At 70.8% G+C, this 15,540-nt stretch carries 16 protein-coding genes; 10 read left to right on the top strand and 6 right to left on the bottom strand.

Features of this window, described 5'->3' with window-relative positions:
* Nucleotides 1–149 precede the first annotated feature (149 nt).
* On the top strand, nt 150–2,078 hold the full coding sequence (locus tag E1264_RS06235) for a bacterial transcriptional activator domain-containing protein (RefSeq protein ID WP_243710779.1): 1,929 nt from the start codon (nt 150–152) through the stop codon (nt 2,076–2,078).
* A 25-nt stretch (nt 2,079–2,103) separates the two neighbouring features.
* On the opposite strand, the gene E1264_RS06230 is transcribed toward E1264_RS06235, so the two are convergent.
* From E1264_RS06230 to E1264_RS06215, 4 genes are all read right to left on the bottom strand, one after another.
* The gene (locus tag E1264_RS06230) at nt 2,104–3,324 is read right to left on the bottom strand and encodes a YncE family protein (RefSeq protein WP_132170484.1); all 1,221 of its coding nucleotides are present in this window, start codon (nt 3,322–3,324) and stop codon (nt 2,104–2,106) included.
* A 104-nt stretch (nt 3,325–3,428) separates the two neighbouring features.
* Nucleotides 3,429–4,508: an NYN domain-containing protein gene (locus E1264_RS06225; protein ID WP_132170482.1), complete on the bottom strand. Its 1,080-nt coding sequence runs from the start codon at nt 4,506–4,508 to the stop codon at nt 3,429–3,431.
* A 77-nt stretch (nt 4,509–4,585) separates the two neighbouring features.
* Entirely contained in the window at nt 4,586–4,828 is a 243-nt protein-coding gene (locus E1264_RS06220) for an acyl-CoA carboxylase epsilon subunit (protein ID WP_132170480.1), read from the bottom strand.
* Between the two features lie 85 nt (nt 4,829–4,913).
* Entirely contained in the window at nt 4,914–6,506 is a 1,593-nt protein-coding gene (locus tag E1264_RS06215; RefSeq protein ID WP_132170478.1) for an acyl-CoA carboxylase subunit beta, read from the bottom strand.
* A gap of 100 nt (nt 6,507–6,606) precedes the next feature.
* Here E1264_RS06215 and E1264_RS06210 point away from each other — a divergent pair, with 100 nt between their 5' ends.
* The 3 genes from E1264_RS06210 (at nt 6,607) to E1264_RS06200 (ending at nt 10,558) form a co-directional block, all read left to right on the top strand.
* Nucleotides 6,607–9,186 (top strand): phosphoenolpyruvate carboxylase, encoded by a 2,580-nt coding sequence (locus tag E1264_RS06210; protein WP_243710781.1) that lies wholly within the window; start codon nt 6,607–6,609, stop codon nt 9,184–9,186.
* 2 nt (nt 9,187–9,188) lie between these two features.
* Nucleotides 9,189–9,626: a GNAT family N-acetyltransferase gene (locus E1264_RS06205; RefSeq protein WP_132170466.1), complete on the top strand. Its 438-nt coding sequence runs from the start codon at nt 9,189–9,191 to the stop codon at nt 9,624–9,626.
* A gap of 104 nt (nt 9,627–9,730) precedes the next feature.
* The gene (locus E1264_RS06200; RefSeq protein WP_132170464.1) at nt 9,731–10,558 is read left to right on the top strand and encodes an alpha/beta hydrolase; all 828 of its coding nucleotides are present in this window, start codon (nt 9,731–9,733) and stop codon (nt 10,556–10,558) included.
* Nucleotides 10,559–10,695: 137 nt separating this feature from the next.
* Here the strand turns inward: E1264_RS06200 and E1264_RS06195 are convergent, their stop codons facing one another.
* Complete coding sequence (locus E1264_RS06195) at nt 10,696–11,073, bottom strand: hypothetical protein (RefSeq protein WP_132170462.1); 378 nt, start codon at nt 11,071–11,073, stop codon at nt 10,696–10,698.
* A 39-nt stretch (nt 11,074–11,112) separates the two neighbouring features.
* Nucleotides 11,113–11,565 carry an ATP-binding protein gene (locus E1264_RS06190; RefSeq protein ID WP_165964033.1) on the bottom strand — a complete coding sequence of 151 codons (453 nt, stop codon included), beginning with the start codon at nt 11,563–11,565 and terminating at the stop codon, nt 11,113–11,115.
* Between the two features lie 375 nt (nt 11,566–11,940).
* Between E1264_RS06190 and E1264_RS06185 the strand changes: the two genes are divergently transcribed.
* From E1264_RS06185 to E1264_RS06155, 6 genes are all read left to right on the top strand, one after another.
* Entirely contained in the window at nt 11,941–12,765 is an 825-nt protein-coding gene (locus E1264_RS06185) for a helix-turn-helix transcriptional regulator (protein WP_132170458.1), read from the top strand.
* A gap of 24 nt (nt 12,766–12,789) precedes the next feature.
* Nucleotides 12,790–12,993 (top strand): DUF397 domain-containing protein, encoded by a 204-nt coding sequence (locus E1264_RS06180; RefSeq protein ID WP_132170456.1) that lies wholly within the window; start codon nt 12,790–12,792, stop codon nt 12,991–12,993.
* Between the two features lie 149 nt (nt 12,994–13,142).
* Nucleotides 13,143–13,373, top strand: coding sequence for a ribbon-helix-helix protein, CopG family (locus E1264_RS06175; RefSeq protein WP_132170454.1), 231 nt, complete (start codon nt 13,143–13,145; stop codon nt 13,371–13,373).
* A complete protein-coding gene (locus E1264_RS06170; protein WP_132170452.1) occupies nt 13,363–13,680 on the top strand; it encodes a type II toxin-antitoxin system PemK/MazF family toxin in 318 nt (105 codons plus the stop codon). The genes E1264_RS06175 and E1264_RS06170 overlap by 11 nt, the downstream gene beginning before the upstream one ends.
* A gap of 260 nt (nt 13,681–13,940) precedes the next feature.
* Nucleotides 13,941–14,276, top strand: a complete 336-nt coding sequence (locus E1264_RS06160; protein WP_132170450.1) for a YciI family protein — start codon at nt 13,941–13,943, stop codon at nt 14,274–14,276.
* Entirely contained in the window at nt 14,273–15,484 is a 1,212-nt protein-coding gene (locus E1264_RS06155) for an RNA polymerase sigma factor (protein WP_132170448.1), read from the top strand. Before E1264_RS06160 ends, E1264_RS06155 begins: the two co-directional genes overlap by 4 nt.
* Nucleotides 15,485–15,540: the final 56 nt, after the last annotated feature.

Raw genomic sequence — 15,540 nt, 5'->3', positions numbered from 1 at the left:
CGCCCGCACCGGCCCCGCCCCCGCCAACGACCGAAGCGCCGACCACGCAGCCGCCGGCATCACAACCCCCGGCCTCGCAGCCTCCCGCTTCGCAGGCGCCGCCGGCCTCGCAAGCACCCGCGCCCGAGCAGTCGGGGCCATCAGGCGAGATGGACTTGCAGGGCTCCGAGCAGCGGCAACAGGAAGAGAAGGACGACTCCGGCGGGCGGCTCGGCATCGGCTGGCCGCACAGCCTCGCGGCCGGTTCGCTGATCGCCGCCGGGCTGCTGGTCGTGCTCGCACGCCGCCGCCGCGCCCAGATGTGGGACCGCGCGGCCGGGAACATGATCGTCCGCCCGGAGGGCGAGGCGGCGGAGGCGGAGCGGGCGCTGCGGCTCGGCGCCGACGACGACGCCACCCGGCTCCTCGACCTCGGGCTGCGGTTCCTGTCGAAGTCGATGGCGGCGGGCGGCCGGGCGCTGCCGACCGTGTACGGCGTCCACATCGGCGGGTCCCAGAGCCTCGACCTGTGGATCGCGCCCGCCGACCGGAACCCGCCCGCACCCTGGCAGGCGTACGACGACGGCCAGGTCTGGCGGCTGCACGGCGACGCGCTCGCCGGGCTGGAGGCGTCCGACCTCGGCGACGTCCTCGCCCCGTACCCCGGCCTGGTGTCCATCGGCACGAACGAGAGCGGCCGCATCCTCGTCGACCTGGAGGCCGCGCACGGGCTGATCGCGCTCCGCGGCCCCGAGGACGTCCGGCGGGCGGCGCTGTCGGCGATCGCGATCGAGCTGGCCACCAACCGCTGGTCCGACCACATGCGGATCACGCTCGTCGGGTTCGGTGCCGAGCTGGGCGAGGGCCTGGCGGAGATCGCGCCGGACCGGGTGCGGTCCGTCGCGACGCTCGCGGACGCGCTGCCCGAGCTGGAGGGGCGCAGCGAGGAGGTCCGGCAGGCGCTCGCCGCGTCCGGCGTCGACTCGGTGCTCACCGGGCGCTGCCGCGGCGTGTTCGGCGAGGCGTGGATGCCGCACTACCTGATCATGGCGGACCAGCCGTCCGAACGGGACGCCGACCGGCTCGTCGCGCTCGCCCGCACCGGCACCCGCATGGCCGCCGGGTACCTCGTCGCCGGCGACGTGCAGGGCGCCACCTGGACCTGGGACGTCGACGCCACCGGGCGCCTCCAGGCGGGCGTGCTCGGCTTCGACGTCGACGCGCAGCTCGTCCCCGACGACGCCTGCCGCCGCGTGTTCCAACTGTTCCGGACCGCGAACCGGCTCGACTCCGTCGAGCTGCCCGGCCTGGCCGGCGGCCCGGAGCCGCCGACCGCGCAGCAGTCGTCGGTCGACCTGCGGCTGCTCGGCCCGATCGAGGTCGAGGCGCCGGGCCCGATGGACGAGAGCCGCCGCGAACTCTGCACCGAGCTGCTCGTCTACCTGGCCGCGCACCCGGAGGGCGTCCACCCGACGGTGCTGTCCGGGGCGATCTGGCCGCGCGGGGTGAGCGCGGCCGTCCGCGACGCGTCCGTGGCCCGGGTGTCGGACTGGCTCGGCCGCGACGCGCGCGGCCGCCCCAACCTGTACTACGACGACCGCGGCCGGATCAGGCTCGGCTCGGAGGTCCGCGTCGACCTCGACGTGTTCCGCTGGCTGGTGTGGCGGTCGGCGGCGGAGCCCGCGTCCGAGGCCGCCTACATGGCGTACGCGCTGGACCTCGTCCGCGGCCCGCTGCTCGCCGGGCGCCCGCGCGGCCGGTACGCGTGGCTCGCCGACCACGCCCTGGAGTACGAGGCGTCCGCGCGGGTCATCGACGTCGCGCACCGGCTCGTCGTGCTCCGGCTGGACGAGGGCGACGCGCGCGGCGCGGTCACCGCGGCGCGGGCCGGGCTGCGGCTCGCGCCCGAGGACGAGGGCCTGTGGCGCGACCTGCTTCGCGCGACCCACGCCACCGGCGACGTCGCGCAGGTGCAGGTCGTCGTGAACGAGCTGCGCGGACGCATCGCCCGCGACCCGCTCTACGACAGGCTCCAGCCCCAGACGGAGGCGCTCATGGAGGAACTGCTCCCCGAGTGGCACGGCGTCAGCTCCCGCTGAGCAGCGCGCACGCCCGCACCAGCGCTCACCGGTAAAGGCCGGTGCCGCCCAGCGAGAACCGGCCGGGCTGCGGGTGGACGGACAGCCCCACCGGATGTCCTTCGACCATGACCTTCCGCAGGACGCGTCCGGTCTGGGTGTCCACGGCGTAGACGAGGCCGGTGGGGTCGGCGAGCCACAGTGCCGTCCCGTCCGAGGACACCCCGCCGACCGCTGGGGAGCCGCCGCCCGGCAGCGTCCACCGGGACGTGACCTGCCGGGTCGCGAAGTCGATGACGGCGAGGACGCCGCCGCCCACGACGAACAGCCGCCGCGCGTCCCGGCTGACCGCGAGGCCGCGCGCGCCCGGCGCGGTCGGGACGAACCCGGTCAGGAGGAACCGGCGGGCGTCCACGAGCCACACCCCGCCGTTGACGGAGTCGGTCACGTAGAACACGGCGCCGTCCGGGGACAGCCGCAGGTCGCCGGGACGCGCCCCGTGCGGCAGCCTGATCGTCCCGGTGATGCCGCGCCCGGCGAGGTGCACGCGCCCGATCCCGCTCGCGGACGCGCAGGTCGTGACGAGCGACGCCCCGTCCAGCGTGAAATCGGCGTGGCCGGGGGCGCACGGCATCGGCACTGACGCCTTCAGCAGCATCGTCTGCGGGTCGCGGACGTCGATGCGGCGCGGCCGCCGGGCCAGGACCAGCGCGTCCCGCCCGTCCGGCGTGAAGTAGAGCCCGGTCGCGCCCGGCACGCTCACCGGCAGGCCCAGCCTTCCGCTGCGCACGCCGACCGAGACGAGGACCCCGTTGACACGGCCCGCAGCCCACAGCCGCCGCAGATCCCACGACGGCACCACCCGCGACGCCGCCGCCCCCGTGTGGAGGCGCCCGGCGGAGCGAAGCGTGTGCGGATCGAGGACGTCCACGGCCTGCCCGTTCGCGACGTACAGCCGCTCGGGCATCCCTTGCGCGTTCGGTGCGATCATGCCCGCGCCGGTGGCGGCGTAGACGCGTCCGGCCGCGGGGCGGGCGTCCAACCGGACGGCCGCCTCGGGAGCGGACGGCCCGGTACCCGGACGGACGCTCGAATACGGCGCGGGCCCACCGAGTCCGACCACCGGACCGCCCGGGGATCCCTCCCCGGGCCGGTAGAACGGGACGGGCGACTCGCACCCGGCGAGCCCGCCGCCGGTCAGCGCCAGGGCCGCGGCGAGCGGGACGGCGGCGGCCCGTGATCGTCCCTCATGAGCGTGAGCTCCCATGCGCGGTCTCCCCCCATCACCGCGGGGACCATACCGGGGGACGACAGCGAGTGTCCGACCAATTGCCAAACGTGTTCGCGTTCGCTGCCCGCGCGAGAGGAACGTCAGTCGGACTTGCCGATACCGATGCCGAACTCGCGGTAGACGCGCTCCCAGAAGCCGTCCCGCAGCCAGGTGCGGGCTTCCTGGTACGGGCGCAGCGACGAGCCCAATTCCTTCTCGGCCTCGATCAGCAGTTCCTTGTCGATGACGGGCGGCAGGATCGGGCCGGGGAGCAGGTCGCGGATGTTGTCCCGCCCCCGCTCGAAGATCCACTTCTGCGCGACATGCTCGCCGATCTCCAGCATGTGGTCGCGCTCGGGCCCGAGCTTGCCGTCCTGCGCGGCCGCGGCGGCGGAGTTCATCGACGCGGCGACCGTCGCGGGCGTCGCACCGGCCCCGGCACCGGCCGGGACGGGGACGCTGGCGCGGACGGTGGCGGGCGTCGGCTTGATCGCCGGGGGCCGTCCCGCGAACACCTGCGACGGCGACGGCACAGGGCTCGTCCCCTTCGCCGCGGCGGCCGCGTCAGCCGCGTCCCGGACGGCCGCGGCCGTGCCGGGCGCAGGAGCGGGAAGCAACTTGGCCTTAGTGAAGTAAGGACGCAGGAAATCAGCCGGCAGCACCTCGACGGTGTCGGACTCCCACACCAGCCACTCGGCCTGGTTGGACCCGTGCGTCGGCTCGACACCCCACAAATGGACCCGGACGCCATACCGCTGCGCCGCCTCGACCGCGGGCAGCATGTCCTCGTCGCCCGCCAGAAGCACGGCATCGGTGATGGCGCGGTGCCGGGCGAGGGCCTCAAGGTCGGCGCGGAGCTGGGCGTCCACGCCCTTCTGCTGGCCCTGCGCGTTCAGGTTCCCGAGCCGCAGCTTCACCAGCGGCAGGTTCGCGATGACGCGCTGGTCGACCGTCGGCTGCCGCTTCGGCGCGGCGTCGAACCAGTACACCCGCAGCAGCTCGCCGCGGCGCTGCTCGTCGGCATGATCGGTCAACGCCTTGATCAACTTTTCGGCCGCGACGCGGTACTCGCGCCGGGAACCGCAACTCAGCAGCAGCGCCCCGGAGGCCGCGTAAAGGTACCCCGCGTCGACGAAAATCGCGTAGCGCGCGGGCTGTGGGACGAACTCCGAGGTGGCCATGGCCTTCCACCTTATTCGTGACGGGCCGTCGCTGGGTGCGAACCACAGTTGTCCGTCACCGCGTCATCACCGGTCCGTCACCGGGGAAGGGCGCTCGCCCGCCATGCTCCGGGCCCGCGCGGCCGCGGTTCCCCCGCGAAAGTGTTGCGCACGAGCCGCGACCTGTCGGCCCACCGGGACGGCCGCGCCGCTTCGGGCGCGTCCGCCGCGGCGGCGGCCCGCGCACGCGCGGCGAGCACGGCCACGAGCGCCGCGATCTCCTCCGGCCCGGCATCGCCGCGGACGACCTGGAGGAAAGGCTTGTCCTCAGCGGTCACCACATCTCCTCACCTACTGGGAGGGTCGGACCAATGTTCCCATCCGGGGGCGGACTTCCAGACCCCCCAGGCTTCGCCCAAAGAGCGATCAAAGCGGGATGTTCCCGTGCTTCTTGGGCGGAAGCGTCTTGCGCTTCTCCCGCAGCGCGCGCAGCGCCCGCACGACCTGCCCCCGCGTCTCGGACGGCTTGATCACGTTGTCGACATAGCCGCGCTCCGCCGCGATGTAGGGGTTGGCGAGCGTGTCCTCGTACTCGGTGATCAGCTCGGCGCGGCGGGCGTCCGGGTCGTCCGCGGCGGCCAGCTCACGCCGGTACAGGATGTTCACCGCGCCCTGCGCGCCCATCACCGCGATCTGCGCCGTCGGCCACGCCAGATTGATGTCCGCGCCGAGGTGCTTGGACCCCATGACGTCGTACGCGCCGCCGTACGCCTTCCGCGTGATCACCGTGACCAGCGGGACCGTCGCCTCCGCGTACGCGTACAGCAGCTTCGCGCCCCGCCGGATGATCCCGTTCCACTCCTGGTCGGTGCCGGGCAGGAAGCCGGGGACGTCCACGAACGTCAGCACGGGGATGTTGAACGCGTCGCACGTCCGGACGAACCGGGCCGCCTTCTCCGACGCGCCGATGTCGAGCGTCCCGGCGAACTGCATCGGCTGGTTCGCGACGATGCCGACCGAACGGCCCTCGACCCGTCCGAACCCGACGATGATGTTCGGCGCGTACTGCTCCTGCACTTCGAGGAACTCGCCGTCGTCCACCACGTGCTCGATGGCGGTGTGCATGTCGTACGGCTGGTTCGGCGAGTCGGGGATGAGGCTGTCGAGCTCCTCGTCCAGCTCCGCCGGGTCGACCTCCGCCGGGAAGGCGGGCGCGTCCGACAGGTTGTTGGACGGAAGGTAGGACAGCAGCGCCTTGACGTACTCGATCGCGTCGTCCTCGTCCGACCCCTGGTAGTGCGCCACGCCCGACTTGGAGTTGTGCGAGTGCGCCCCGCCCAGCTCCTCCATCGTCACCTCTTCGCCGGTGACCGTCTTGATCACGTCGGGCCCGGTGATGAACATGTGGGAGGTCTGGTCGACCATGACGATGAAGTCGGTGATCGCCGGGGAGTACACGGCGCCGCCCGCGCACGGCCCCATGACCAGCGATATCTGCGGGATCACCCCGGACGCGTGCACGTTCCGCTTGAAGATCTCCGCGTACAGGCCGAGCGCGACGACGCCCTCCTGGATCCGCGCGCCGCCGGAGTCGTTGATCCCGATGACCGGGCAGCCCGTCGTGATCGCATGGTCCATGACCTTGCAGATCTTCTCGCCGAACACCTCGCCCAGCGAACCGCCGGAGACGGTGAAGTCCTGGCTGAACACGGCGACCGGACGCCCGTCGACCGTCCCGTACCCGGTGACGACGCCGTCCCCGTAGGGCCGGTTCTTCTCCATCCCGAAGTTCGTGGACCGGTGCCGCGCCAGCTCGTCGAACTCGACGAACGACCCGGGGTCGAGCAGCGCGTCGATCCGCTCCCGGGCCGTCATCTTGCCCTTGGCGTGCTGCTTCTCGACCGCGCGCGCCGATCCGGCGTGCACCGCCTCGTACCGGCGGCGCTCCAGGTCGGCGATCTTCCCGGCCGTGGTGTGGACGTCGTACCCCACCGGGGGTTCAGGGGCTTCCGTGGCCATGCGCGCCAGGGTAACCGCCCGCCACCGCGCGGGCCGGTACCGGGGGAGTCGTTACGCTGGGCGCGTGGCCACGAAGACACGCGACACGTTCCGGCAGGACATGCCCGAACTGCTCCGCCGCGACGTCCGCCTGCTGGGCGCGATGCTCGGCGACAGCCTGGTGGAGTACGGCGGCCCCGGCCTGCTGGACGACGTCGAACGCCTCCGGCACGCGGTGATCGCGGCCCGCCGCGGCGAGACTCCCATCAACGACGTCGCGGCCCTGGTCGACGGCTGGACGCTGGAACGTGCCGAACAAGTGGCCCGCGCGTTCACGGTCTACTTCCACCTGACGAACCTGGCGGAGGAACATCACCGCATCCGCACCCTCCGCGACCGCGACACCGGCGACACGGTCCCGGGTTCGGTGGCGGCGGCCGTCCAGCAGATCCAGGCGAGCGACGGCCGCGTGGACGACCTGGTCGGCGGCCTGGAGTTCCGCCCCGTCTTCACCGCCCACCCCACCGAGGCCCGCCGCCGCGCCGTCGTCACCGCCATCCAGCGGATCAGCGACCTGATGACCCGCCTGAACGGCGCGCCGGGCGCGACCGAGCGCGGGGAGATCGAGCGGTGCCTCCGCGAGGAGATCGACCTCCTCTGGCGGACGGCCCTGCGCCGCGCCGCCCAGATGGACCCCCTGGACGAGGTCCGCACCGCGATGGCCGCGTTCGACGAGACGATCTTCCGCGCCGTCCCGCACGTCTACCGAGCCCTGGACCGCGCCCTCGGGAACTCCGGCACGCACCCCCCGAAGGCCCGCCCGTACCTGCGCTTCGGTAGCTGGATAGGCGGCGACCGCGACGGCAACCCCTACGTGACCGCGCAGGTCACCCGAGACGCGATCATGATCCAGGCCGATCACGTCCTGCGCGCCCTGGAGAACGCCTGCGCGCGGATAGGCCGCGAGCTGACCGTCCACGAGGACACCACGCCCGCGTCGGCGGACCTCCGCACCGCCCTGGCCGCCGCCCGCACCGCGCACCCGGACCTGATCGGCGAGATCGCCAAGCGTTCGCCGGGCGAGCCGCACCGCCAGTTCCTCCTCCACGCCGCGTCCCGCATCGCCGCGACCCGCGACCGCGACGCCGACCTGGCCTACGCCACGGCCGACGACCTCCTGACCGACCTCCGCCTCGTCCAGGAGTCCCTGGCAGGCGCAGGCGCGCCCCGCCAGGCGTACGGACGCGTCCAGAACCTGATCTGGCAGGTGGAGACATTCGGCTTCCACCTGGCCGAACTGGAGATCCGCCAGCACTCCGAACTCCACCAGCAAGCCCTGCAAGAGCTGACGGCGGGCGGCCCGCTCTCCGAGATGACAGAAGAAATCTTGGAGACGCTCCGCGTCGTGGCCTGGATCCAGCAGCGCTTCGGCGTCCGCGCCTGCCACCGCTACATCGTCTCGTTCACCCGCTCCGCCGACGACATCGCGAACGTCCACGCTCTAGCGGCCTCACTAGGCGAGTCAGCGCCCACCCTCGACGTCATCCCCCTCTTCGAGACAGGCGAAGACCTGGAACGAGCCCCCTCGGTCCTGGACGGCATGCTGCGCATCCCCGCCGTCCAAAACCGCCTAGCCGACACAGACCGACGCCTAGAGGTAATGCTCGGCTACTCCGACTCGGCGAAACAGTTGGGCCCCACCAGCGCCACCCTCCGCCTCTACGACACCCAGGAAGCCCTGGCCGCGTGGGCGGCCCGCAACGACATCAAGCTCACGCTCTTCCACGGCCGAGGCGGCTCGCTCGGCCGCGGCGGCGGCCCCGCCAACCGCGCCATCCTCGCCCAGGCCCCCGGCTCCGTCGCGGGCCGCTTCAAGGTCACCGAGCAGGGCGAGGTCATCTTCGCCCGCTACGGCCAGGGCGAGATCGCCAAGCGCCACGTGGAACAGGTGACAAGCGCGATCCTCCTAGCTTCCACCACCGCCGTCCAAGACCGAGCCCGCGAAGCGGCAACCCGCTTCCGCCCCCTGGCCAACAAGATCAGCGAAGCCGCCCGAACGGCTTTCCGCTCCCTCATCGAAACCCCCGACTTCGCCATCTGGTTCGCCCAGGTCAGCCCCCTGGAGGAGATCGCGGAGCTCCGTATCGGCTCCCGCCCGGCCCGCCGCAAGGCCGCCCGGGGCTTGGAGGACCTGCGCGCCATCCCCTGGGTGTTCGCCTGGACGCAGACCCGCGTCAACCTCCCCGGCTGGTACGGCCTGGGCAGCGGCCTGGCCGCCGTGTCCGCCGACGGAGCCGACCTCACCGAACTCCGCGACGCCTACGAAACCTGGCCGCTCTTCAACACCCTCCTAGACAACGCCGAGATGAGCCTGGCCAAGTCAGACCGCGCGATAGCCGAGCGCTACCTGGCCCTAGGCGACCGCCCCGAACTCACCGAAACCGTCCTCGCCGAATACGACCGCACACGCCGCCTTGTCCTAGCGGTCACAGGCCACGAACGCCTCCTAGAGAACCGCCGCGTCCTCTCCAGAGCCGTAGAACTACGCAACCCCTACGTGGACGCCCTCTCCCACCTCCAACTAAGAGCCCTGAAGGCCCTCCGCAAGGGCGTAACAAATGACGAAGAACGCACCCACCTAGAGGCCCTGCTCCTCCTCTCCGTCAACGGCGTAGCCGCCGGTCTCCAGAACACGGGCTGACCATGATCAGACCAGCCACCCCGTCCGACCAGCCACGTATAGAAGAGATAGTCGAAGCCGCCTACACCCCGTGGGCGGAACTGATCGGCGCCCGTCCCATCCCCATGGACGCCGACTACGCCGCGCTAATCAGCTCAGCCCACGTATTCGTCACCGGCGAAGGTCCAGACGGCCTCATAGTTCTGATCCCCGAGACCGACGCGCTCCTCATCGAGAACGTCGCCGTGGCCCCCGTCCACCACGGCAAGGGCATAGGCCGCGCCCTCCTGGCCTTCGCCGAAGACCACGCCCGCGCGCTGACCCTGCCGAGCCTGCGCCTCTACACCAACGAACTAATGACGAGGAACATCGAGCTGTACAAGTCCCTCGGCTACCAAGAAACAACCCGCGAGGAAATCAACGGCCGCTACATCGTCCACATGGCCAAACCCCTCACCTGACCCCGGACCTTGGACAGACGTTTCATGCGGGACGAAGGGGTAGCGAATCCCTTGGTGGCCCGGGGGAGGCCACCGAAGTTCCATCGTGTTCGCTGGGGGGATCGATGGGTTTCGTCAAGACGCGTGACGGCGTCGAGATCTACTACAAGGACTGGGGCCGCGGGCGGCCGGTGCTGTTCATCCACGGCTGGCCGCTGAACGCCGACGCCTGGGAAGACCAGATGAAGGCGGTCGCCGAGAACGGGTACCGCGCGATCGCGCATGACCGGCGCGGCCACGGCCGGTCCAGCCAGCCCTGGGACGGCTACGACTTCGACACCTTCGCCGACGACCTCGACGACCTCATCGAGGCGCTCGGCCTGTGGGACGTCGCCTTGGTGGCGCACTCGATGGGCGGCGGGGAACTGGCCCGCTACATCGGCCGGCACGGCACCAACCGGGTGTCCAAGGCCGTCCTGCTGTCGGCGATCCCGCCGCTGATGCTGAAGACGGACACCAACCCCGAGGGCGTGCCCGCGGAGGTGTTCGAGGACATCAAGAAAGGCATCCTCAACGAGCGGTCGCAGTTCTGGAAGGACACCGCCGACGGCTTCTTCAGCGCCAACCGCCCGAACACCCCGGCCACCCAGGGCAACAAGGACGCGTTCTGGTTCATGGCCATGCAGGAGAGCATCAAGGCCGGGGTGGACTGCGTAACCGCCTTCGCCGAGACCGACTTCCATCAGGACCTGCACCGGTTCGACATCCCGACGCTGATTGTTCACGGCGACGACGACCAGATCGTCCCGATCGACGCCACCGCCCGCAAGTCCGCCGAGATCATCCCCAACGCGAAGCTGAAGGTCTACGAGGGCGGGTCGCACGGGATCGCCATGGTCCCCGGCTTCAAGGACCGCTTCAACACCGACCTGCTCGAATTCCTGGCGACCTGACCAACGTCCGGGAACCCGGCGGCGGCCACCGGGCCCCGGCCGATCGCCCGAACGGAGCCGACACCAGCAGCCACGCAGACAGCGCGACGAAGGGCTACCGCCGGTTCTCCGCGTAGGTGGACGGGGCTCAGCGGGGATCAGGTCCATTCTTCGTTGGGGAACATTCGGTACTTCAGGAGGCGGTCGATGCGGTCGGCCGCCATTGTCGCGTCGCCGCACGGGGACAGGTAGCCGCCGCGCCCCTTCCCGGCCTCGAAGTAGCTCCAGGTGCCGCCCGGCGTTGCTCGGACGGTCACCACGGCACCGACGTCCTCCGCCGCGCCGCTCGCGTACGCCCACAGCAGCGGAACCGGGAACCCGAATTCCTCCTTCTCGTACAGTTCCACGCACCGCCAGCCCTTGGGCTTCAGCGCGACCGCGAGCAGTTCCAGGTTTTGGACGGCCGCCTCGTCCCCCAGGAGCGTCCGCCACCGAAGCACGGCCTGCCAGCGTCCAACCGCCTGACGCACACCCATCTCCGGGCACCTTCCCATGAGTTCTCGCCGCTCGATCCCTCACGCGCTCACGCGCGACCAGACCCATTTGCCGGCCGGTTCGGTCGCCTTCACCCCGTACTCCGAGGACAACAGGCCCACGATCGGCAGACCTCTGCCGCCCGGCCCGTCCTCGCATTCCAGCGCCTCGGCGTCCGGGGCCAGGTCACCGGCGAGGTTCTCCGCCGTCCGCTTCGGGATCGGCAGGACGCCCGAGGAATCCCACACCTCCAGGAGCACCCCGCGCGCCTCGCGTGTGAACCGGACGCGGATCTCCGGCCCGGACGTGTGCCGGATCGCGTTCGTGACCAGCTCGCTGGCGATCAGCGTGACGTCGTCGCGCAGGACCACCAGCCCCCACGAGACGAGTCGCGACTCCACCAGCGTCCGGACTTCCCCCGGAGCCGTCTGCGCCGCCGGGATCCTCACGTCGAGCCCGGTGCCGAGCCTGACGGTGGCGCGTTCGCAGTCCATCACGACCACCTCGCCACGAGCGTCCCCTCGGGCACGTCCACACGGACGCCTCGTCGCGTCAGCTGCGCCGCCAACCGCTCCAGCGGCGTGCCCGTACCATCGTTCACTGGTCCGACTCCTTCCAGTCGGGCAAGGCCCTGGGCGCGGTGGGGTAAGCACCGGCCCAGGGCCGCCTCCTTCCGCCACGTCACCGCCAGTCCGATGACGTTCGTAACTCACCAGAACCGCATACATGCGGTCTGTGATGCTGGCAAGCTATGACTTCGTCAAGCGTGGCTCCTGGGCTACGCTCTTGGCAAGTCCCAATTGGCAATTCCCCAAAACGGAGGTGGCTTCGTGCCGATACGTCCGAGTCCGACGGTCCGCGGTCGCCGGTTGCGCTACGAGCTGCGCCGTCTGCGTGAGGAACGCGGTCTGACGATCGAGCAGGTTGTGAGTCGGTCCGAAGGCGACTTCAGCTCGTCGGCGATCAGCCGATGGGAGACAGGTGAGCGACGTATCCGCCCGACTGACCTGCGCGCGTTGCTGGACCTCTACGGTGTGGACGCCGAGAAGCGCGAGGTGTTGCTCGCCTTCGCTCGCGAGGCCCGGCAGCGCGGTTGGTGGCACTCCTACGGCTCAGCGATCCCCAGCTGGTTCCAGTTCTTCGTGGGCCTGGAGGCCGAGGCGGCTTCGAGCCAGGCGTATGAGTCAGAGCTCATGCCTGGTCTGCTGCAGACCCCGGACTACTACCGGGCGTTCCTGCACGCCGCACCCGCGGCGGGCAACGAGGATGAGATCGAGCACAAGATCGAGGTGCGCTTGACCCGTCAGGAGCGACTGACTGGAGAGAGCCCGCTGAGCTTCTGGGCGGTAGTGAACGAAGCCGTCATCCGGCGAGTCGTCGGGTCTGAGGAAGTGATGCGCGACCAGCTACGACACGTTGTGGAACTCGCACGTCAGCCTCACGTGAGCGTGCAAGTCCTTCCGTTCAAGGCAGGAGCGCACCCCGCCATGGAGGGATCGTTCAGGATTCTGAACTTTCCGGAGGCCAGCGACCCCGATGTGGTCTACCTGGAGAACCAGACCGGCAGCCTCTATCTGGAGGAGGCGCCGGAAATCGAGCGCTATACACTGATGTTCAACTACCTCATAGCCAAAGCGCTCGATCCCGACGAGTCGCTGTCCATGATCACTCGCGCGGCCGATGACCTAGCGTGAGTCAGAACTGAGGAGATGCGGGACATGACCAATGTGGATCTCTCCCGCGCCGTCTGGCGGAAGAGCCGCCGGAGCGGCAACGGCGGCGACTGCGTGGAGGTCGCCGATCTGGGCCAAGGTGTCGCCGTGCGCGACAGCAAGGCCCCTCCCAGCGGGCACCTGACGCTCTCCGCCGAGAGCTTCGCCCGCCTGGTCGCCCGCGTGAAGCGGGACGAACTGGACATCTGACCCCCATGAGTATGCCCCGGCCAAGTGGCCGGGGCTTTGACATGCCTGGGGACAGTAGGGCGATGAGCGACGAGCGCGGCTGTCGGCTTCCAGCGCTGGTTCACGCGACGTAGTACGGTCTGTATTACGTAGTGTGTTACGCTTTCCTCATGTCGACTATCACGATCAGGGCTGATGAGGAGACCGAACGGGCCCTGAATGAGCTCACCGAGGATGGTGTCGACCGGTCCGCCGCCATTCGCGAAGCCATCCAGGAGGCGGCCCAGCGGCGCCGTGCTCACAAACTCCGGGCTGAGGCCGAGGCCCTGGCGGCCGATCCGGATGACCGTGCCGAAGCCGCAGCCGTCCTCACGGACATGGAGAGCCTGCGTGCGTGGTGACGTCTACGAATTCCAGAGCCCTCGTGGGGCCAAGGGGCATGAGCAGCAAGGCCGCCGGTACGCGGTCGTGGTGCAGTCGGACTTGCTGCCGCTGTCCACCTGGCTCGTCGCGCCCACATCCACCAGCGCACGCCCGGCATCCTTCCGCCCCGAGGTGGAGGTGGCGGGCAAGACCGCACGGGTTCTGGCCGAGCAGACAGCGGCCGTCGACCCGCAGCGGCTTGGTAAGCCTGTCGGCACTCTGTCCTTCGACGAACTGCGTGCGGTGGACGCCGCGTTGCTAACCGTGCTGGGGCTGAACGCCTGATCGTTCGTCCGGGTGCGGGGGTGGCGTGCATTTCGGGGGTCTGGTCTAGGCGGGCGAGAGCGAGCAGGTGTCCCCTAGGCGGGCCATCCGGTCGGTCTCGGCGGCCATGCGCGCCATCGCCCGGTCGCGCTGCGGGCCGTCCAGCATGCCCTTGCCCGACAGTTGGAGGTAGCCGCGGATCGCGGCGAGCGGGGTGCGGAGCGCGCACGCGACGCCCGAAGGCCGGGACCCGCGGCGTGGGGTCGTGGAGAATCGGAGGCATGAGGTATGTGCTGCTGATCTGCGATGACGAGAAGGACGCGCCGAGCAACGAGGAGCTCGCGGCCGATCCGGTGCACCGGGCCTGGGAGGCCGACCTGCGGCGGCGCGGGGCCGAGATCGTCGGGGTGCGGCTGCGGCCGGTGGTGGACGCGACCACCGTCACCGTCCGCCAGGGGGAGACCCTCGTGTCGGACGGGCCGTTCGCCGAGACCAAGGACTTCGTCGGCGGCGTCGTGATCGTGGACTGCGCGAACCTGGACGAGGCCATCGAGATCGCGGCCGGCCATCCCTACGCGCGCCGGGGCGGGGTCGAGATCCGTCCCGTCTGGGAATGAACGACCCGGTCCGGGACGCGGTCGACGCCGCGTACCGGGACGAGTGGGGCCAGGTCGTCGCGACGCTCATCGGCATGACGGGCGACTGGGACCTCGCCGAGGACTGCGCGCAGGACGCGTTCGCCCTCGCTCTGGCGAGCTGGCCGCGTGACGGTGTGCCGCGCAGGCCGGGGGCCTGGCTGACGACGGCGGCCCGCAACCGGGCGATCGATCGGCTGCGGCGGGACGCGGCGGGCGCGGCGAAGCTTCGGCAGCTCGCCGTGCTCGCCCGCGAGCCGGACCAGGGGCCCGAGGACGACATCCCGGACGAGCGGCTCCGGCTGATCTTCACCTGCTGCCATCCGGCGCTGCCGTTCCCGGCCCGGGTCGCGCTCACGCTGCGCACGCTGGCCGGGCTGAGCACCGCTGAGATCGCCAAGGCATTCCTGACCGCGGAGCCTGCGATGGCGCAGCGGCTCGTCCGGGCCAAACGCAAGATCAAGGAGGCGGGGATTCCGTACCGGGTCCCGCCCGCCCATCTGCTGCCGCAGCGGCTCGCGGCCGTTCTCGCGGTGCTCTACCTGATCTTCAATGAGGGCTACGACGAGGAGGACGAGCGGCGGGCGCTGACGGCCGAGGCCATCAGGCTCACCCGCGTTCTCGTCCGGCTGATGCCGGGGGAGCCGGAGCCGGGCGGGCTGCTCGCGCTGATGCTGCTGCACGAGGCCCGGCGCGCGACGCGCAAGGACGGTGGCGTGCTGGTCACGCTGGAGCACCAGGACCGGTCACGGTGGGACCGGGAGCTGATCGCTGAGGGAGTCGCGGTGCTCGACCGGGCGCTGGCCATGCGGCGGGCTGGGAACTATCAGTTGCAGGCCACCATTGCGGCCTGTCACGCGACCGCGCCGGATGCGGCGAGCACGGACTGGACGCAGATCGCGAACCTGTACAAGGAACTGGGGCGGGTGGCGCCGTCTCCTGTTGTGGAGCTGAACCGTGCCGTGGCCGTTGCCATGGCGGACGGCATACCGGCTGGGTTGAAGTTGGTCGACGAGGTGGCGGCGTCCGGGCGGCTGGAGGGCTATCACCTGCTGCCCGCCACCCGCGCCGACCTGCTGCGCCGGGACGGGCGCGTCGCGGAGGCCAAGGGTGCGTATGAGGAGGCGCTGAAGCTCGCGCCTACCGAGGCCGACCGCCGCTTCCTCGCGGGGCGCCTTCGCGAACTCTGAACGAAATTTTTGCCGGGGATGTCGATCCCGGGCGGGTGTCCTTCGTCGGTGGGGCG

Source organism: Actinomadura sp. KC216 (assembly GCF_004348535.1).
Classification (GTDB): Bacteria; Actinomycetota; Actinomycetes; order Streptosporangiales; family Streptosporangiaceae; genus Spirillospora.
This window is presented reverse-complemented; position numbering and strand designations above follow the sequence as displayed.